Here is an 18,692-nt window from a genome sequence, read left to right as displayed (position 1 = left end):
TTAAAGCTATTCTATAAAACCACTAGCGATAACTTTATCCCCATCATAAAATACAGCCATTTGTCCACTTGCTATACCATAAACACTTTCTTTAAGTGTGATTTTTGCGCTTTTATCTTCAAAAATTTTAACCTCGCAAGGTGTGGATTTGGATCTATAGCGAATTTTAACCTCGCAATTTAGATTTTTTGCTTCTATAAATAAATTAATGTTTTTTAATTCAAATTCGTTAATTTTTAATTCTTCTTTTTTGCCTACGACAATTTGATTTTTTTCAGGATTGATTTTTAAAACAAAATGAGGTTCATGGGCTCCTTTGACTTCAAAACCACGTCTTTTTCCTATGGTATAGTGCATATACCCTTCATGTTTTCCTACAATTTTTCCGCTACTATCTAATACTTCGCCTGGAATTTTTGTATTCATAAATTGGTCTAAAACCTGAACATAAGTATTTTCTACAAAGCAAATTTCAGAACTTTCTTTTTGCGTGGCAAAAGATTTTAAAACTTCGATTGAGGATGCAAAAGCTTTAACATCTTCTTTTTTCATCTCTCCTAATGGAAATATAAGGTATTTTAAAGCTTCTTTATCGGCACTTGCTAAAAAATAACTTTGATCTTTACTTTCATCAACTGCTGTACGAATAAGACCATTTTCTAATCTTGCATAATGTCCTGTGGCTAATTTTTCACAACCTAAACTTTTTGCAAATTCAAGAAGTTTTCCAAGTTTGATAAAGCGATTACATAAGGCACAAGGATTTGGAGTTTTGCCTTCTTTATAGGTATTAACAAAGGGCATATAAACTTTATCTTTAAAATCTTCTTGTAAATCCAAAATGTGATAAGGAATTTGTAAAAAATTAGCTACTTTTTCTACTTTTTTGATATTTTCTTCATGGTAATTAGGCTTACCGTGAAGTTTCATATAACAACCTATGACTTCATGCCCTGCATTTTTTAATTTATAGGCTGTGACTGTGCTATCAACTCCTCCGCTCATTGCGACTAAAATTTTCATTAAATTTCCTTTAAAGTGTTAATTATAAAATCTAAGTCGTCAGTGATTTTATACTTTAACTCATCTCCTTGCGAGATTACTTCTTGTTTGAGTAAAGAATTTCTGACGAACTCGTCAAAACCTCGCCAAAATTTACTCCCAAACAAAAAAATAGGAACATTTTTCTTAAATTCAAGTTGCTTAAGCGTAAGAACTTCACAAAGCTCATCAAGTGTTCCAAAGCCGCCTGGGAAAATCACAAAAGCAAGACTCTTTTCAATAAGAGCCATTTTGCGTATGGCTAAGCTCTCAAAAGTAATACTATATTCTATAAAATTATTTAATTTTTGCTCATGAGGCAAAAATATGTTAAAACCTACAGATTTTATAGAATTTGCATCAGCATTAAAAGCACCTTCATTAGCTGCTTGCATAATGCCACCGCCTCCGCCACTAATCACGCAAAAATCATTTTCAGCACATTTTTGTGCAAGAATTTTTGCTTGTTGGCAGTAAAAATCATCTTTCTTCAATCTTGCAGATCCAAAAAAAGTTATGGTTTTTTTAAAGTCTGGTATATTAGCAAATTTTTCTAAATCTTGGCTTATTTTTTTATCCATTTGATAACCTTTAAAAATAAAATTCATTCTAGCTAAAAATTGATAATAAGTTCTTTATTTGTGTTAAAAGAAAAGTTTATTAATATTAAAATATTTGGAAAAATCAAACTAAAAGGCAAAATAAGGATATGATAAAACACATTCTTATTTAATCGATGGTAAATTTGTAAAAAGTCAAATATCTAGAATACTAACTGAAATAAATTATACTTAGATGCTTTAAGAAATTTATTAAAGTATTTAAAATTTATAAAATTAAGATAAATTATAAAATTTATCTTAATTGCTCTAATCTTTCTTTTTTGGAGCCTATTTCTGTAATTTGCACTCCAAAATTTCCATCTACGATTACCACTTCTCCGTAGGCAACTCTTTTTTCACCTATTAAAATTTCAAGAGGATCATTGGCAAGCTGATTAAGTTCTACAACAGAGCCTATATCCATCGTTAAAACATCTTTTAGGAGCATTTTTTTATTTCCTATACGAACGCGAACTGGCAAACGAACATCCATAATTAAATTAATGTTTTTAAGTTCTTCGCTAATATTAAAGTGTCTTTCTTCGTTAGATTGGGTATTATTTTGAGAATTTGCCTCATCTGATTTTCCACTTAAAATATTGTATAAGTTTTGATCCATAACTAAAGAAATTTGCTCTTCTAAATCTTGTATTTTAACATCGAAAAAATAAAGTTTTACAAAGTCTTTAAAATCAACACTATCAGATACAAAATCACACGAAGAAATACTAAAATCCATATTTGGAATTTCTTTTTGGGCGCCTAGGGTAGTTGAAAAAGCTGAAATGATATTTTGTATAGCTTCTTTGGCAGCATCCATTTCATCAGGACCTAATTGATCATTTTTGGAAATTTCTTCTTCGCCCATCATCCATTCTCCAATAGCGCTCATAAGAATAGAACTGGCTAAAATTCCTATTTTTGCATTGTCATTAACATTAAAAATAGCAAAAACCAAAGGAGGTTTTAGTGTGTCTTGAGATGAAACATCAAATTCTTTATATTCACTAAATTCTGCGCTTTTTCCTGTTAATCCTTCTATAGTGCTAATACATTCATTTGTAAATAATTTCAAAAAATCATTAATCATATTTCTTCATCCTCCATATCTTCAGACTCATCATAAGCATTAGCCTTTGCTTTACGCTCTTCTTCATATTTTTCTAAAATCTCTTTAATTTCATCTTTATCGGTACGTATAAGCTCGATGATTTTAATTGATTTTCTAAAACGATGTAGACCAATTTGTGCTAAAAATACATCTTTTTTATCAATGCTAACTATAGCTTTATCATCAGCTTCCCTATCAAGTCTTAAAATATCTCCTTGTTTTAATTCTAAGAATTCATTAACACTGATTAAGGTTTTACCTAAAATAGCTTCATAAACAACTTCAGCACGTCCAATCAAAGTTTTAAGTTCTTTATTTCTTGATTTTTTCGCTGAAGTTTCACCCATCATAATATCGCGATTTGCTAAACGACTTAGAATACTTTCTAAGTGCACAACAGGATAGCAGATATTAACCATACCGCTTGAATTCCCTATAATAATTTCCATAACAACCATAATCACAATTTCATTTTGTGATACAATTTGAACAACATTTGGACTTGATTCTTTAGCTTCAACGCTTGGATAAATTTCAGTAACCCCAGCCCAACTTTCTTTAAGTCTTTGCATAATAATACGTAAAATAGAATCAAGCAAATTAAGTTCTATATCCGTAAGTTCTCTTGATGCCTCATAACTATCACCTTGACCCCCTAAAAGTCTATCAATCATAGGAAAGGCAATGCTTGGATTGATTTCTAATACACAGTTTCCGTCCAATGGTTTAATAGAGAATACGTTAAAACTTGTAGGACTTGGGAGCGACATTAAAAATTCTCCATAAGTCATTTGATCAACAGAATGAAGTTTTGTTTCAACAATACTTCTCATCATCGATGAAATTTGAGAGGCTAAATTTCTTGCAAGTTTGTCATGTATGCCTTTTATCGTTCTTAATTGTTCTTTTGAAACCCTGTTAGGACGTTTAAAATCATATACAACGATATTTCTTTCTTCTTTATCTTCTTTAGAATTTGACGCTGTGGGCGCGTCTGTATCATCAACGACTTCAAGTAAAGCATCAATTTCTTCTTGAGAGAGTATTTCTGCCATTAAACGAGCCTTTCTCTAAGTTTTTTAAGAAGTTTTTTATGAATTTGAGAAATTCTGCTTTCGCTAATATCTAAAATTTCACTGATTTCTTTAAGACTTAATTCTTCATAATAATAAAGCTGAATAATGAGTTGATCGCGTTCTTTTAAATCTTCTAAAATTTCATGAATTTTTTCTAAAAACTCTTCTTTTTCCAATTTTTCTAAGGTATCATCTTCGTTATAAAGTTCTATTTGTTCATCTATAGGCAAAGTATAACTGATAGCATGCGCTGTGCGAACTTCTTTAATTTTTTCTACATCTAAATCAAGTTTTTTTGCTAAATATTCATCATCTGGCTCTTCTTCATTTTCTCTAAAATACTCATCAATTAAATTATCAATATCTTTGATAATTTTTCGATTGTTGCGACTCATAACATCTAAAGAGCGTAAAAAATCAAGCATAGAGCCATTAACTCTTTTTCTTGCAAAACCCCAAAAACTATCATTTTGTTCTTTATCATAGCGACGAGAAAGTTTAATCATTTCTTCTACTCCGACGCTAATAAGGTCATTAACATCAATACTAGAAGGTAAGCGTTCTTTTAAACGAAATGCCATGGCACGAAGAGCCGGCATATAGGATAAAACCAATTGATCCTGTTCGTTTTTTATTGTTTGGATATAAGCTTTAGGCGGCTTTTTTTGCATGCTTACGTCTTTCTTTTGATTCGTTTTTCTTAAGTTCTTCTCTTTCTTGTTCTAATTTTTCTAAAATTATATCCATTTTCTTTTCTCGGATTACAAGATCATTGATGATATTATTGCTTGTTCTTTCATATTCATTTTTATTAAAAATTCTTCCACTAATTTTTTTAATATCAATAAAGCAAATAATAGCAATATGAATACAAACATAAAACATAAAGGTGATTAGACAAGTAAAGATTAAAATATCAAAAGGACCATCAATACTTACAACACTAAAAGCTAAACCTATAAAAAATCCACAAACTGTAAAAAATGCTACATAATTTTCTGGTCTCATTATCTCTTCTTTATTTAAAATCTTTCGATAATTTTTCTAAAGAAATTTGAAAAACTTCGGCTTGAAACATTATCAAGCATTTTTCGTTCCAACCTATATAAAAGCTTAGAAGCTAGGGATTTTAACTCATCGCTTGCATTAGTATTTTCGTCTGTAAATAAAGTACGTTTTTTTATACTTGAGCTGACATCTTTTGAGGAGCTTAAGTGTCCTAAAAATTCTAAATTAAGAGGATTTTTAATATTAGCATCTGCTACTTTTTTAATATTTTCAAAAACTTTTAAGGCTTCTTTTTCATTTTTTACCACGTTAAATAACATAAGTAAATTTTCTTTAGTTTTTGAAGTAGTTTTGATGGTAGCATAGGCATCTGTGATTGCAGCAGGATCTGGAACTGTTACAACAATAACCTCATCAGCCATTTCTAAAAAATTTAGGGTATTGCCGCCAATTCCTGCACCTGTATCTATAATGAGAAAATCAAGTTCATCTAAAATACTTGCTTGATTTAAAAATCTTTCATAAATATTTTTATCATTGTATTTTAAAATTTCATCTCCGCTTTCACCTGGTATAAGCCATAAGTTAGGTTTTACTTCGATGAGTATATCCTCTAAGGAGCATTCCCCACGTAAAACATGCAAAAGGTTTTTATGGATACGAACATTTAAAATTACATCTAAATTTGCCAAGCCAATATCAGCATCAAATAATCCCACTTTATATCCATTATTTGCTAAAACATTAGCTAAATTTGCACTGATAGTACTTTTACCCACTCCACCTTTACCGCTTGTAATGGCTATAAAATGAGTATTTTGAGATTTTTTACTACCATTTTGATTCATTAAAGAACGAAGTTTATTGGCTTGATTATCCATTGTTTTTTCCTTTGTTAAAACCTTCTAGGATGCAGCGAACTAAAAAGTCACTGTTTGCTACTTCTATATCATCTGGAACTTCTTGCCCGGTTGAAAAAAAGCTAAGAGGTATATTTGTTTCATAAATAAGAGAAAATATATTTCCAAACACTTTAGTTTCATCAAATTTGGTGATAATAAGAGTGTCTATATTTAAAAATGAGAAATTTTTATAAATTTCCATCAAATCTTCATGTTTTGTATTTGCTGAAATCACTAAATTAACATCAATTTCAGCATTAGAATGCATTAAAAATTCTTTTGTTTTAGCAAGTTTGCTCTGATCATATTGAGAATTTCCTATGGTATCAACTAAAATAATTTCACAATTATTTAAGCTTTTAATAGCCTCGTCAAGATCTTTTGGCTCTATACTATCAATAATAGGAAGCTTCATCATCTTAGCATATTGAAAAAGTTGTTCCACAGCACCAATTCTATAAGTATCAAGCGTGATAATGCCAGTTTTGTAGCGTTTATCTCCATAAGCATATCTAAAAGCTAATTTTGCCAAAGTTGTCGTTTTTCCTACTCCTGTTGGGCCAACTAACATCATAATTTTTTGCTTTTTAATATCACTTTCAATGCGACAAGGTAAAATATTTCTCAAAAGAGAGTAAAAATATCTTTGAACTGCTTCTTTGTTGGTTTTCATTGAAGTTGGCATGTTTTCAATTGTTGCTTTCATAATAGCTTCTAAATGTTTTTCAAGCATCCCACTTTCTTTAGCTTGTTTATAAATGGTTGCAAATTCTGGAGGAATGATAAGGTTATTACGTGCTTCAGCTTTTTCATCCCACATCATATCAGCCAAAAGATCAATTTTGTCATTGAGTTTATTGATTTGTTTTTCAACATGTTCTATTTTTTTATTATAGTTTGGTTGAGGTGTATAATCTTCTAAAGGCGTATTGGTTACTTTAGAGATTTCACTGCTAACTTCACTTAAACGTTCTTTAAAATCATTAAAATCCATTGATGCATTAGGATTTATTTTGCTTGGTGGAAAATCTTGATAATTTTTATTTTCAATTCTAGATGCGCCTAAATTTAAACTTGCTTTTGCATTTGAAAAATCAAGAATAACATCTTCATCTTCGCTTATATTTGTAGTTTTGGTTTTCGGTTTTTCTATGATATTAGCATTTGAAATATTTTTTTGAATAGGCTTTTTAGGAGGTAAACTTTTCCCCATTTTTTTAAGATGTTCGTGATAATCTGCTTCTTCAATAGCGACCATAACTTCATAAAGTGCACCACGATTAAGGGTTTTTGGACGAATTTGTTTATTGGTAATAATGAGTGCTTTATCGCCGTAGTCTTCTTTGACTTTAGGTATGATTTGTTCTGTATCTTCAACGGTAAAGGTATGGATAAGTTGTCCCATTTATAATCCTTTTATCAAGCCCAAAGGTAAAATTACGCTTATTCTTTCTTTGACCCCATGATGAGGCACCTTGCACCACGCATCACACTTAACTTTTTTAGAAAAATATAAAAGATCTAAATCAAGTGTTCTAGGAGCGTTTTTGAAAGTTCTTTTGCGTTTAAATTTCAACTCATAAAAAAGTAAAACTTTCAAAAAAGCTCTTGCGTGTAAATTTGTTTGTACAAGCATAATAGCATTGGTAAAATCTTTTTGAGCTTTAAATCCAAAAGCTTCATTAATAAGATAAGGTGAAGTTTCTAAAACTTTTACTCTCTTATCATCCATGAATTTTCTAAACAAAGCATCAAAACGTTTTTTCTCAGGTTCTATATTACTTCCTAGACCCAAAATAGCAAAATATTTAAAATCCTTTTTATTTCGGCTAAAATAAGGAAAAAAACGACTTTTTTCTAGTCGTCTTGCCCCTTTTATTTTTAGCATTATGGTTTAATTTTTAACCTGTGCTTGTGCTTGCATGCTACGCAAATTATTAATTTGATCGCAAATTTGCATCACACCCATAAGAGCCAAATGATATCCAAAAGGACCAAAACCTACAATCGATCCAGAGCAAACTGGAGCAATTAAGCTTTTTTGACGAAATTCTTCTCTACGGTGAGTATTAGAAATATGAACTTCTACGGTTGGTAAAGCTACTGCGGCTATTGCATCACGAATTGCTACAGAAGTATGAGTATAAGCTCCAGCATTTATAATAATCCCATCTTTAGTGCCCAAGCATTCTTGAATTTTATCTACAATCTCACCTTCAAAATTACTTTGAAAAAAGTCAAGTTCAATATTATTTTGAGATGCTGCAATTTTCATTTGTTCGTGGATATCATCCATTTTCATTGCACCATAAATATTGATCTCTCGTACTCCTAGCATGTTTATATTTGGACCTTGAATGACCATTATTTTCATAACAAATTCACCTTAAAAATTATTTTTAACTTTCTATTATAACATTTTAAAATAAATTTTTGCTACAATGATGATTTTATTTAAGGAAAAATTTGTGTATATTATCGGTGCGAAATATCTTTTTTTATGTGATGAAAATTTTACTATTTTAGAAAACCAAGCCTTTGTTTTTAAGGATGAAATTTTAGAATTTGGAAAGCTTGAGGAATTGTTAAAAAAATATCCTCAGGCAAAATGGATAAAAACAGATCAAAACTGCATTATTATTCCAGCTTTCATTAACCCGCATACGCATTTAGAATTTAGTGCTAATTCTACAACTTTGCATTTTGGAGAGTTTTTAATTTGGCTTAAAAGCGTGATTAAGTCACGTTCATTTTTAAGTGCTAAAGCTAAAGAAGAATTGATTTTTGAGAATATAAAAAAAATACAAAGAAGTGGAGTAGGAACTATAGGTGAAATTTCAAGTTTTGGTAGCGATTTTAATGCTTGTTTAAAAGCGAGTGAAAATGGCATACGTTTTGTTTATTTTAATGAAATTTTAGGTACAAATGAAAATCAAATTGAGGAAAAAAAAGTTGAATTTTTGCAAAGATTTGAAAATTCTTTAAAATATAAAAGTGAATTTTTTATCCCTGCGATTTCTGTGCATTCTGCTTATTCTACTCATCCAAAACTTGCTCATTTTGCACTTGATTTGGCAAGAAAATATGATTTGTTAGTCAGTACTCATTTTTTAGAAAGCAGGGCTGAAAATATTTGGTTGAGAAAAGCACAAGGTGGATTTAAAAAATGGTTGGAAAATTTTATACCCAATCCTAGACCATTTTATACCCCAAAAGATTATGTAATGCTTTTTGAAAATATTAAAACTCTTTTTACGCATTGTGTATATTTAAAAGAATATGAATGGCTTGATAAAACTTACCATTCTATAACTCATTGCGCCTTTTCAAACCGTCTTTTAAGTCAAAAAAAATTTGATTTAAAAAAAGCGTTAAAGAGTGGTTTAAATATTCATCTTGGAACTGATGGACTTAGCTCTAATATTTCTTTATCGTTACTTGATGAAATGCGTGCAAATTTATTAATTCATCAAGGAGAAGATTTGTTAAATTTGGCGTCTAAGCTTTTACAAATGGCAACGCTCTATCCTGCAAGAGCTTTAAATTTAAATGCAGGAGAGCTAAAAATTGGAAAAAATGCAGATTTTAGCATTTTTAATCTTGGAGAATGTGAAAAAAAACAAGCACCTTTGCAATTAATTTTAAATGCTAAAGAAGTAGAAAAAATTTTTATAAAAGGAAGGGAATGCAGCTTATAAAATCGTTTTTTAAAATTTTAGGAAATGGTATTAAATTTATCAATACTTATTTTAAAACTTTTGTTTTATTTTTGATTATAATTTGGATTTTTGCCTCAAATCAAGGTTCAAATTCGCATTTTGCTAATTTAGAACGCATTGATTTAAAGGGTGAAATTTTCGATAGTTCTTCTGTGTTAGAAAAAATAATTAAGGCTAAAAATGATAATCAGATTAAAGGAGTTCTTTTTGTAATTGATTCCCCAGGAGGTGCTTTTGCTCCAAGCATGGAACTTGCTTTAGCTATAAAAGATTTAAGAGCAAAAAAACCTGTGGTGGTTTATGCAAGCGGTACTATGGCAAGTGGAAGTTATTTAGCAGGAGTAGGGGCTAATAAAATTTTAGCTAATCCTGCAAGTTTTATAGGGTCAATTGGAGTGATTATGCAAGGGGCTGATATTAGCGAATTGGCTAATAAATTAGGCATTAAAGAACAAACTATACAAGCGGGAGAATTTAAAAGTGCGGGAACTTTTACAAGGGCTTGGAGTGGCAAGGAAAAACAATATTTACAGAATTTAATTGACCAAAGTTATGATTTATTTGTTGATTTTGTTGCTAAAGAAAGAAATTTAGATAAGGCTCAAAAAAATACTTGGGCTAATGCAAGAGTATTTTTAGCGCAAAAAGCTAAAGAATTGGGGTTAATTGACAATATAAGCAATTATGAAAATGCTAAAAAAGAACTTGAAAAGCTTAGCAAGGTTCAAACGCCTATTTGGAAAGAAGAAGATAAAATTGATAAATTATTCAATCGTTTAGAGAATAAAACTTCAAGTTTAATAAGTCAAAGTTTTACTCAACTAATTTATAAAAGTGCTTTTTTTGAGACCAGATAATTATTGTTTATTTAAATAAATTTTCATTATATTTTTGCAAAAAGGACATTCTTTTTGCATTTGCTTCAAATTTGAAGTATATTCTATATGAAATAATTGATTACAATAAGGACAAATAATTTCTTGACTTAATATAGGATAAGAATAAAATTCCTTATCCAAGATAAAATATTTAACTTTTTTGATGATATACTCCTTTTTAAATGGTTTTGATAAACTTATTAAGTTTTGTTGCGCCGTCTTTTTCATCTTTAATGACTAAAATTTTTGCTTTTGGCCAAAAAAAACTTTTTGGTTGTTCAAATTTCCCCAACGCCAATCAAATCTTGGTTTTAAAAGCACTATCGTTGGAATTTCAAGAGCTAAACTAAGATGTGCTATAGCACTATCTATAGTAATCATACAATCAATATCGTTTAAATTATTTAAAGTATCATTCCAATTTTTTATTTTTTTAGCTCTATTTTCTATTTTATCTGATAATGTATAATCACCTTGCATTTGAAAAGAAATAATCTTATAAGGCATATCTTTTAAGGCATTAAGCAAAAAATTTAATTCAAAATTTCTTGTTGTTTCGGAATCTATAGCATTTGGAGTAAACCAAAAAATCCCTATCTTTTTGATTTTATTTTGTGGTTTCTTATATGCTTTTATTGGAGTTTTTAGTTGAGAAATTTCTGTCAATTTAATATCCATGAAAAAAGGTAAAGAGCAAATAGGCATAGCATAATCAAATTTTTTAGGCAAAGTTTTTAATACTTTTAAATTTCTAAAGTTTTTTTCAGATTGATTTAAAAATTTGATCTGATTTTTAAACATTTCATACATCGCACTTTGAGGTGCAAAAAGTACTTTCTGAGCGATTTGACAAATTTTTTCTAAGCATCTAGAATACATAATTGTATCACCAAAACCTTGTTCGCAAAAAATAAGAATTTCTTTATTTTTAAATGCATCTATACCATTTTTATTGAAGATTTGCATTGTTTTATTATAGTGATAAACAGAGAAGGTTTCATTATGGGCGTAAAAAAGTCTGCTTTCGTAAAATTTTTTACCTTCTTCAAAATTATCTTCTGTACCCATGCGCATCAAAAGATAAGCCAAATCAAATTTATAAGTTGCATGTGAGTGTAAACTTAAAGCTTTTTGATAAGCATGATAAGCATTTTGATAGTTGGAATTAAATTCTAAAACCTTGGCGTAATTTTGCCAAAATTGAGCATTATGTTGATTGAATTCTTGCAAAGAATGGAATAAAGTTAAAGATTGTTCTATTTTAAATAATTTAAAAAGTAAATATGCTTTTTGAGGTAAAATTCGTGTATTTAAAAATTCTTCAATTTTTATAATTGTTATATTTTCTTTTGTTTTATTTTGTAAGCGATCTTGAAAATTTGATGTATTAGACTGTATTTTTTCTACTAATAATCCTTGTTTGATTTTTTCGTTGGTTTGTGACCAAAAAGCACAAAGTTCTTCATGCGCCTTAAGAGCTTTATTATAATCTTTTTTAAAATAAATTTCAGCATAACTTTTCCATAAATTTAAATCATATGGATCTTTCTTGAGTAAATTTTGAAAGATTTTTTCAGCTTCTTCTAATTTGCCTGTAATTTGAAAAAGTAGAGCTAATTCTAAATTAATTTCCTTGTATAAAGAATCATTTTTTGTCAAAAGTTTTTTAAGTAAAGCAAAGGCTTCTTGAAATTTTGAATTGAATATATAAGCTTTTGAAAGTAAAAGACCATTAAAGCTAGTTGCATTTTTTATAAAAAGTTGTTGGGCATAATATAAGGCTTTATCGTTTATAGAAAGCTTAAGAGAAGATAACATAGTATACGTTAAAGCATCAATATTATCAAGGTGCTTTTCGCTTATTTCTAAACATTTTTCATAATTAGAATTAAAATAATAATAATAAACTTGATTAAGCATAAGCTTTCCTTGATAAAATAATATATTATTAAAAATAATTTATATTATAATAAAAAATAATTTATATTATTAAATTTTTATATGATTTTGGTAAATAAAAATAAATAGATAAATAAAATTATCTATATATTTTATGGATGAGTTAAAAGAGGTTTAAATTTTTCGAAATAGGATTTTAATATTTTGTGTAGTTTTGTTTTCTTCATTTGCAATGAGTTCGAAAATTTTTTTCATAATATCAATAATATCTGAATTAAATCGATTTTGAGTTGTATTAAAATGTAAGTGATCTGAAAAGAAGTATTTAAAATATATGCCACAATCATCTGAACTATTTTCAATAAATTGATTTAAGGTAAAATGACTATCAATAAAAAATTTAAAATCTGTATAAACAAGTCTGGAGTGAAAAAAATTATTGATATTTTTTATAGAAACAATAAAACAATTTTCATCATTGCTATCTTTATGATAAATTAATTTATTGTATTTATTTATGCAAACTAACATTATAATTTTCCTTAAAATATTAATTTATAAATATAACCTTAATTATTTTTTGTAATTTATCAAAAAATAATTTAATTTAGGATTAAAATACTATTAATTAAGATTAATATCTAATATAAAATAAAGGATTGAATTTTTTAATTTTTCAGATTATTTGACATTCTAGATAAAATTTATCTAGAATGTAATTTAGTATAAAATAATATGAGCTTGCTGTGGGCCATGAACCCCAAAAACAGTAATTAACTCTATATCAGCAGTTCTTGAAGGTCCAGCAATAAACAAAATATTGCTTGGTAAATTTTCATGTTCTTTTTTAGTCAAATTTAAAGCTTCGCTAAGACTTTTAACCACATTTTCTTTTTTGAGTAAAACAATACAAAGTTTTGGAGCTAAAGAAAGCATTCTAGGTTGCTCTTTAGATGAAAGCACTAAAGCAACACCATGGGAACTTACTCCAACTCTTGCATGGATAATCGAAAAATCACTATGAAAAACTTCAGATCTTAAGTCTTCTATATTTTTATCAAAACAAACTTTTTCTTTAGCATTAATCTTTTCTAAATTTAAATTTAAATTTTGAGGATAGATTAGTTTTGTATAGCCATAACTTGATGCAATTTCATTAATTTTTTCTTCAAGTTGATCTTGAGTGCTTTCTTCAACAATATATTTATTATCACTCATTTTTTGTTTTAACTCGCTAAGCATATCATCTGTGGTGTAAATATGCTCTACTGGGTCAATACTTGGAGTATAAGAAAATTCTGTTTCATGATAATAATTTTCTAGCTTTTTTAAAATGCTTGCTTTGCTTTTTGAGGTAATTTCTGCAATTTTATTCATAAATAACTCCTTGAAGTTTTTCTACTTCTTTATATAAATCTTTTTTAATTTCTGGTAATTCTTTAAAAGCACTCCAATTTTTAATTACTGGCAAAGAATCCTTAAATTTGTGCAATAAGGAATTAAAATAATGAGCTTTTGATAAAGAAAATCTCCATAAATTACCGCTAGTAGCTAAGCTTTTGAATTTTGAAAAAGCAAAAGCTTCCATGGCATTATGATGAACTAAATTTGCACCTATAGGTGGATTATCTCCTTGTCCTACTTTATCGCGTCTTAATTTTCTAATTAAATCAGCTAAAGGAATTTTAACAGGACAAACCTCCGAACAGCGTCCACAAAGTGAGCAAAAAGTTAAAATATCTCCTGTATGATCAATACCAAAGATATTTGGACTAATAACTTCTCCTATAGGCCCTGGATAAGTTGTTTGATACGTGTGCCCACCTATTTGATCATAAACAGGACAAAAATTCATACAAGCACCACATCTTATACATCTTAAAGCTTCATAATAATCTTCATTAGAAAGCATATTAGTGCGATTATTATTAAATAATATCACATGTACCTCTTTAGGACCGTCTAATTCTCCATTTTTTCTTGGTCCTGTAATGATATTATTGTAAGTTGGTATAAATTGTCCAGTTGCTGATGGAGTAAGTAAAGAAACCATTGTAGCTGCATCTTCAAAAGTTTCCATAACTTTTTCTATTCCACAAAGGGCTATATGTATATCAGGAGCTGTGGTGCACATCCTACCATTACCTTCATTTTCTATGAGCCAAAAAGCACCTTCTTTAGACATAGCAAAATTAACTCCGCTTAGACCCAATTTTAAACCTTCAAATTCATCTCTTAAATGCTTTCTTGCTATGGCATTAAGTTTTTCTGGCTCACTTTCTAATTCTGAATTAAGCTTTTCTTTAAAGATTTTTCCTATTTCATAACGATTTCTATGAATAGCTGGAACTACAATATGTACAGGAGCTTCATCATTTAATTGTAAAATGAGTTCGCCTAAATCAGTTTCAATGGCTTTCATTCCTTTATTTTCTAAGTAATGATTTAAACCTATCTCTTCACTAGCCATTGATTTACCTTTTAAAACTTTAGAGATCTTTTTTTCTAGCATAAGTTGATAGATAATTTCACAAGCATCTTCTTTTGTATCCGCCCAATGTATGATCATTCCATTAGCTGTAGCATTTTTTTCAAATTCTAATAAACGATCTTTTAAATTCATTAAAGCATTGTTTTTAGCTTGTTTGGCTTTAGATCTTAAGCCTTGCCAATCATTAAATTTAGCATCAATTACTTTAAAACGATTGGTTTGTAAGGTATGCATAGCATTAACAAGATTTTCTTGCATTTGTTTATCGTTTAGTTTGATATGAACGATTTGCTCATGAGGCATTTTAGCATTCATAGTTTTTCTCCTTGCAAACGTTTGATTAAAAAATCATATAGGTGAATGGGTTTAATATCGAGCCCCATTTTTTTCATAGTACCTCCTAAATTAAGCAAACAGCCTCCATCTGCGCTAACCAAATATTTTACTCCTGTATTTTGAATATCTTTGATTTTGCTTTGTGCCATAGCATTTGAAATTTCAGGCTCTTTTACGCAAAAAGTTCCACCAAATCCACAACATTCTTCTTCATAGGTTAAAGGCACAAGTTCAACGTTTTTAAGCCTTTTAATTAGATTTTTATTTGCATCGATGCTTTTTTGAACTCTTAAAGCATGACAATTTGAATGCCATGTTATTTTTACGGGTTCCCCCTTATCTTCATAGTTTACATTTAAAACTTCATCAAGATATTGAGAAAGCTCTATAACTCTTTGGCTGAAATTTTTTACTTTTTCAAATTGTGGATCATTTTTAAAAAGTTCCAGATAATCATGAGCCATCATACCGGCACAAGATCCACTTGGTACAACGATAGGATAAGGTTCATTAAAGAGATTTACATTATACATTGCAATTTCTTTACTCTCTTTAAAATAACCTGAATTAAAAGAAGGTTGAGAGCAACAAGTCTGTTTTTTCTTAAATATAACTTCAATTCCTTCTAAACGTAAAAGTTTTAAAGCATTTAAAATTGTATCTTGCATAGCTGCTGTGCCTAAGCAAGTCGCATAAAAATATACTTTTTTCATTAATTTACCTTTCAATAATCACTATTTTAAAACAACACTAGGAATAATATCTTGCAAAAAGAAAGCGATAAAACAAGTCCAAATTCCTACCAAAATAATAAAAGCTATAGAATACTTAAGAGTAAATTTGAAAAGTTCAGATTCTTTTCCTACTAATCCAACGGCTGCACAAGCTACAGCTATACTTTGAGGGCTTATCATTTTTCCGACAACTCCACCTACAGAATTTGCTGCTAAAAATAAAACTTCATTAACTCCAAGTTTTTGAGCTGTTGCTTGCTGTAAAGTTCCAAAAAGTAGATTAGCACTTGTATCAGATCCTGTTAGGAATACTCCTATCCAACCTATAGCAGGAGAGAAGAAGGAAAATATATCGCCAGTATGTGCAAATGCAAGGCCTAAAGTTGCACTCATACCACTATTTTTAGAAATAAAAGCAAAAGCTACCACAAGACCTATTGTAAGACAAGGAATAGCCATCTCTTTTAAAGTTGCCCCAAAACATTCAGCAGCATCACTTGCTTTGATTTTTAAAATAAAAATAGTAAAAAACGCTGCAAATAAAATAGCAGTTCCTGCTTGAGCTACGGTTTTTCCGTTGATAAAATCTATACCTAAATTTAAACTAACTGGTTTAAGAACACTTGCATCAACTATAGAAGGACTAAGTATTCCTTGAGTGATATTATTAAATGCAATTGTAATACTAGTAAAAGCAAAAATTCCATCTTTTCCAAAAAGGTCTTTAAACCAAGGTTGAGTCCAAAAAATTATACAAACTATAAGCAAGATAAATGGAGCCCAAGCTTTTAATACCGAAGAAAAGCTAAGATTGTTATTAGTTTCAAAATTAGTTTCTCCATCAACACGGTAAATATTTTTTATTTTCCAAAATTTTAAAAATAAAGTTGTAATTGCCAAGGAAGCAACAGCGGAAATAATACTCGGAAGTTCTGCACCTAAATAGTTAGAGCTAAGATATTGAGTGAGTGTAAAACTTGCCGCAGCAACAAAAACCGCAGGAAAAGTTTCTTTAATGCCTTTAAAGCCATTCATCAAAAATACAACAAAAAAAGGTACAATAAAACTAAGCGGTATAAGCATTCTACCTATCATAGCTGAAACAGATTGGCTTTCAATTTTGACCAAATCACACATCGCAATAACAGGAATTCCAACGGCGCCAAATGCTACAGGGGCTGTGTTTGCTATAAGACAAAGTCCTGCTGCTTGCAATGGTTTAAAACCAAGTCCAACTAAAAGAGCTGCGGTAATAGCAATTGGTCCGCCAAATCCTATCGCACCCTCTAGAAATGATCCAAAACAAAAACCGATTAAAATTACCTGCATTCTGTGGTCTGGCGTGATACTCATAACACTTTTTTTAATGACTTCAAAAGATCCTGATTTAATCGAAAGCTTGTAAAGAAAAATTGCTGCAATAATAATCCAAGCAATAGGCCACATTCCATTGATAAAGCCTTGAATAAAACTTGCTCCAACTAAATTCCAAGGCATTTTATATGCCAATAAAGCTACCAAGGATGCTACAATAACGGTTAAAAATCCAGCTTGAAAACCTTTGAGTTTAAAAAAAACTAGACAAACTAAAAAACAAAGAATTGGTAAAAATGCTATTAAAGCACTTAACCAAATATTGTTCATCGGGTCATAAATTTGTTGCCACATTAGATATTTTCTCCTTAATTTTGACATCTTTAGCCATTTTATCAAAATTTCAAAAAATAGATTTAAAGAAATGAAATAGGGTATTAAAGTTTATAAGTTCTTAAAAATTTTGTGTATTTTTGTAACATATTAATTTTTTTATTTTTAATAAAATATAAATATAATGAAATGATTTTTATATTTGAAAATATTTTTTAATCTTTATATTTTTAGTAATTATCGGTGATTTTTTATTGATTATGAAATTTAAATATAGATTATTTTTTATTATAAAGGTTAAATTATTAAAAAATAAGCCGATATAGATAATGAATCTTTTAAAAATATTGCAAATTAAAAAGCTGAATTTATTAATCAGCTTTTTAAAATTATTTTAATTCCCAATTTATAATTTCTTTTCCTAAACTTTTTAAAATTTCATTGACTTTTGAAAAATGTTTGCAGCCTAAAAATCCTGTTCTAGCTAGCGGACTGGGGTGAGAAGCTTCTAGTATAAAATGTTTTTTTGTATCAATAAGATTTTTTTTAGACTTTGCAAAATTACCCCAAAGTATAAAAACAAGCCCTTTTTTTTCCATGCTGAGTTTAGATATAACAGCATCACTAAATTTTTGCCATCCCCAAGTGCTATGACTCGCAGGTTTTCCAGCTTCAACGCTAAGAATGGAATTTAAAAGCAAAACTCCTTGTTTTGCCCAAAAACTTAAATCTCCATCTTTTGCAGGTTGAATTTTTAAATCATAATAAAGTTCTTTATAAATATTAGCCAAACTTGGTGGAATTTTAATTCCTTTAGGGACTGAAAAACTAAGTCCCATTGCTTGACCTTCTTGATGATAAGGATCTTGCCCTAAAATGATCACTTTTAAATCTTTTAAAGGAGTAAGATTAAAGGCATTAAAAGTTAAATTTGCTGGAGGATAGATTATTTTTTTGTTCTTTAGAGCATGAATATATTTTTTTTTAATTTCTAAAAAATAAGGTTTTAAAAATTCTTCTTTTAAAAAAAATTTCCAATCCTCATTTATTTTAATATTTTCTAGATTAATAGCCATTTTTTCCATTGAAATAGTCCAAAATTTATATCTAGGTGAAATTATAACAAAATTATTGTGAGATATGTTTTTTATTTTTTTATTTATTTTTACTTGAATAAATGTTAATAATATTAACTAATTATTAACTAAAATAGGAATATACTTATCTACGTAGATTTTTATGTTTACA

18 protein-coding genes and 1 pseudogene are annotated in these 18,692 nt (G+C 28.9%); 2 read left to right on the top strand and 17 right to left on the bottom strand.

All coding sequences use genetic code 11. The features are described from left to right. Window positions 1-6: 6 nt before the first annotated feature. From mnmA to aroQ, 10 genes are all read right to left on the bottom strand, one after another. The gene (gene mnmA, locus CMOL_RS06610) at window positions 7-1,023 is read right to left on the bottom strand and encodes a tRNA 2-thiouridine(34) synthase MnmA (protein ID WP_239820178.1); all 1,017 of its coding nucleotides are present in this window, start codon (window positions 1,021-1,023) and stop codon (window positions 7-9) included. Beyond that, entirely contained in the window at window positions 1,023-1,622 is a 600-nt protein-coding gene (locus tag CMOL_RS06605) for an LOG family protein (RefSeq protein ID WP_200282811.1), read from the bottom strand. The genes mnmA and CMOL_RS06605 overlap by 1 nt, the downstream gene beginning before the upstream one ends. A 274-nt stretch (window positions 1,623-1,896) precedes the next feature. Continuing rightward, on the bottom strand, window positions 1,897-2,733 hold the full coding sequence (gene fliY, locus CMOL_RS06600) for a flagellar motor switch protein FliY (protein WP_239820177.1): 837 nt from the start codon (window positions 2,731-2,733) through the stop codon (window positions 1,897-1,899). Then, window positions 2,730-3,809, bottom strand: a complete 1,080-nt coding sequence (gene fliM / locus CMOL_RS06595; protein WP_200282807.1) for a flagellar motor switch protein FliM — start codon at window positions 3,807-3,809, stop codon at window positions 2,730-2,732. The genes fliY and fliM overlap by 4 nt, the downstream gene beginning before the upstream one ends. Beyond that, window positions 3,809-4,501, bottom strand: coding sequence for an RNA polymerase sigma factor FliA (locus tag CMOL_RS06590; protein WP_200282805.1), 693 nt, complete (start codon window positions 4,499-4,501; stop codon window positions 3,809-3,811). The genes fliM and CMOL_RS06590 overlap by 1 nt, the downstream gene beginning before the upstream one ends. Continuing rightward, complete coding sequence (locus CMOL_RS06585; RefSeq protein WP_200282802.1) at window positions 4,482-4,838, bottom strand: hypothetical protein; 357 nt, start codon at window positions 4,836-4,838, stop codon at window positions 4,482-4,484. Before CMOL_RS06585 ends, CMOL_RS06590 begins: the two co-directional genes overlap by 20 nt. A 14-nt stretch (window positions 4,839-4,852) precedes the next feature. Then, window positions 4,853-5,719, bottom strand: a complete 867-nt coding sequence (flhG, locus tag CMOL_RS06580; protein ID WP_239820176.1) for a flagella biosynthesis ATPase FlhG — start codon at window positions 5,717-5,719, stop codon at window positions 4,853-4,855. Beyond that, the gene (gene flhF, locus CMOL_RS06575; RefSeq protein ID WP_200282794.1) at window positions 5,712-7,145 is read right to left on the bottom strand and encodes a flagellar biosynthesis GTPase FlhF; all 1,434 of its coding nucleotides are present in this window, start codon (window positions 7,143-7,145) and stop codon (window positions 5,712-5,714) included. Before flhF ends, flhG begins: the two co-directional genes overlap by 8 nt. Further along, on the bottom strand, window positions 7,146-7,628 hold the full coding sequence (gene folK, locus CMOL_RS06570) for a 2-amino-4-hydroxy-6-hydroxymethyldihydropteridine diphosphokinase (RefSeq protein ID WP_239820175.1): 483 nt from the start codon (window positions 7,626-7,628) through the stop codon (window positions 7,146-7,148). 6 nt (window positions 7,629-7,634) lie between these two features. Next, window positions 7,635-8,114, bottom strand: coding sequence for a type II 3-dehydroquinate dehydratase (gene aroQ / locus CMOL_RS06565; RefSeq protein ID WP_239820174.1), 480 nt, complete (start codon window positions 8,112-8,114; stop codon window positions 7,635-7,637). Window positions 8,115-8,184: 70 nt separating this feature from the next. Here aroQ and mqnF point away from each other — a divergent pair, with 70 nt between their 5' ends. Both mqnF and sppA read left to right on the top strand, forming a co-directional pair. After that, the gene (gene mqnF / locus CMOL_RS06560) at window positions 8,185-9,438 is read left to right on the top strand and encodes an aminofutalosine deaminase family hydrolase (protein ID WP_374269223.1); all 1,254 of its coding nucleotides are present in this window, start codon (window positions 8,185-8,187) and stop codon (window positions 9,436-9,438) included. Continuing rightward, the gene (sppA, locus tag CMOL_RS06555) at window positions 9,426-10,316 is read left to right on the top strand and encodes a signal peptide peptidase SppA (protein ID WP_200282781.1); all 891 of its coding nucleotides are present in this window, start codon (window positions 9,426-9,428) and stop codon (window positions 10,314-10,316) included. The genes mqnF and sppA overlap by 13 nt, the downstream gene beginning before the upstream one ends. A 199-nt stretch (window positions 10,317-10,515) precedes the next feature. Here the strand turns inward: sppA and CMOL_RS06550 are convergent. The 7 genes and pseudogenes from CMOL_RS06550 to ung form a co-directional block, all read right to left on the bottom strand. After that, a pseudogene (locus CMOL_RS06550) lies at window positions 10,516-12,257 on the bottom strand (tetratricopeptide repeat protein). 153 nt (window positions 12,258-12,410) lie between these two features. Beyond that, window positions 12,411-12,767, bottom strand: coding sequence for a hypothetical protein (locus CMOL_RS06545; RefSeq protein WP_200282567.1), 357 nt, complete (start codon window positions 12,765-12,767; stop codon window positions 12,411-12,413). Window positions 12,768-12,956: 189 nt separating this feature from the next. After that, on the bottom strand, window positions 12,957-13,613 hold the full coding sequence (locus CMOL_RS06540) for a LutC/YkgG family protein (protein ID WP_239820172.1): 657 nt from the start codon (window positions 13,611-13,613) through the stop codon (window positions 12,957-12,959). Then, window positions 13,606-15,042, bottom strand: coding sequence for a LutB/LldF family L-lactate oxidation iron-sulfur protein (locus CMOL_RS06535; protein WP_239820171.1), 1,437 nt, complete (start codon window positions 15,040-15,042; stop codon window positions 13,606-13,608). Before CMOL_RS06535 ends, CMOL_RS06540 begins: the two co-directional genes overlap by 8 nt. Further along, a complete protein-coding gene (locus CMOL_RS06530; RefSeq protein WP_200282558.1) occupies window positions 15,039-15,776 on the bottom strand; it encodes a (Fe-S)-binding protein in 738 nt (245 codons plus the stop codon). The genes CMOL_RS06535 and CMOL_RS06530 overlap by 4 nt, the downstream gene beginning before the upstream one ends. Before the next feature lie 21 nt (window positions 15,777-15,797). After that, window positions 15,798-17,465: an L-lactate permease gene (locus CMOL_RS06525; protein WP_200282555.1), complete on the bottom strand. Its 1,668-nt coding sequence runs from the start codon at window positions 17,463-17,465 to the stop codon at window positions 15,798-15,800. Between the two features lie 368 nt (window positions 17,466-17,833). Beyond that, window positions 17,834-18,529, bottom strand: coding sequence for a uracil-DNA glycosylase (gene ung, locus CMOL_RS06520; RefSeq protein WP_239820170.1), 696 nt, complete (start codon window positions 18,527-18,529; stop codon window positions 17,834-17,836). Between the last annotated feature and the right edge of the window lie 163 nt (window positions 18,530-18,692).

It is taken from the genome of Campylobacter sp. RM10537 (genome assembly GCF_022369435.1).
Taxonomy (GTDB): Bacteria; Campylobacterota; Campylobacteria; order Campylobacterales; family Campylobacteraceae; genus Campylobacter_D; species Campylobacter_D molothri.
The sequence above is the reverse complement of the archived record's forward strand: the minus strand, read 5'-3'. Positions and strand labels throughout refer to the sequence as shown.

Excerpts from the sequence above, each read along its gene's own strand:
- CMOL_RS06545 (WP_200282567.1), bottom strand. The coding sequence starts at position 12,767 with ATGTTAGTTTGCATAAATAAATACAATAAATTAATTTATCATAAAGAT.
- CMOL_RS06525 (WP_200282555.1), bottom strand. The coding sequence starts at position 17,465 with ATGTGGCAACAAATTTATGACCCGATGAACAATATTTGGTTAAGTGCT.
- aroQ (WP_239820174.1), bottom strand. The coding sequence starts at position 8,114 with ATGAAAATAATGGTCATTCAAGGTCCAAATATAAACATGCTAGGAGTA.
- mqnF (WP_374269223.1), top strand. The coding sequence starts at position 8,185 with ATGATTTTATTTAAGGAAAAATTTGTGTATATTATCGGTGCGAAATAT.
- sppA (WP_200282781.1), top strand. The coding sequence starts at position 9,426 with ATGCAGCTTATAAAATCGTTTTTTAAAATTTTAGGAAATGGTATTAAA.
- flhF (WP_200282794.1), bottom strand. The coding sequence starts at position 7,145 with ATGGGACAACTTATCCATACCTTTACCGTTGAAGATACAGAACAAATC.
- flhG (WP_239820176.1), bottom strand. The coding sequence starts at position 5,719 with ATGGATAATCAAGCCAATAAACTTCGTTCTTTAATGAATCAAAATGGT.
- folK (WP_239820175.1), bottom strand. The coding sequence starts at position 7,628 with ATGCTAAAAATAAAAGGGGCAAGACGACTAGAAAAAAGTCGTTTTTTT.
- CMOL_RS06540 (WP_239820172.1), bottom strand. The coding sequence starts at position 13,613 with ATGAATAAAATTGCAGAAATTACCTCAAAAAGCAAAGCAAGCATTTTA.
- ung (WP_239820170.1), bottom strand. The coding sequence starts at position 18,529 with ATGGAAAAAATGGCTATTAATCTAGAAAATATTAAAATAAATGAGGAT.
- mnmA (WP_239820178.1), bottom strand. The coding sequence starts at position 1,023 with ATGAAAATTTTAGTCGCAATGAGCGGAGGAGTTGATAGCACAGTCACA.
- CMOL_RS06585 (WP_200282802.1), bottom strand. The coding sequence starts at position 4,838 with ATGAGACCAGAAAATTATGTAGCATTTTTTACAGTTTGTGGATTTTTT.
- fliM (WP_200282807.1), bottom strand. The coding sequence starts at position 3,809 with ATGGCAGAAATACTCTCTCAAGAAGAAATTGATGCTTTACTTGAAGTC.
- CMOL_RS06590 (WP_200282805.1), bottom strand. The coding sequence starts at position 4,501 with ATGCAAAAAAAGCCGCCTAAAGCTTATATCCAAACAATAAAAAACGAA.
- fliY (WP_239820177.1), bottom strand. The coding sequence starts at position 2,733 with ATGATTAATGATTTTTTGAAATTATTTACAAATGAATGTATTAGCACT.
- CMOL_RS06535 (WP_239820171.1), bottom strand. The coding sequence starts at position 15,042 with ATGAATGCTAAAATGCCTCATGAGCAAATCGTTCATATCAAACTAAAC.
- CMOL_RS06530 (WP_200282558.1), bottom strand. The coding sequence starts at position 15,776 with ATGAAAAAAGTATATTTTTATGCGACTTGCTTAGGCACAGCAGCTATG.
- CMOL_RS06605 (WP_200282811.1), bottom strand. The coding sequence starts at position 1,622 with ATGGATAAAAAAATAAGCCAAGATTTAGAAAAATTTGCTAATATACCA.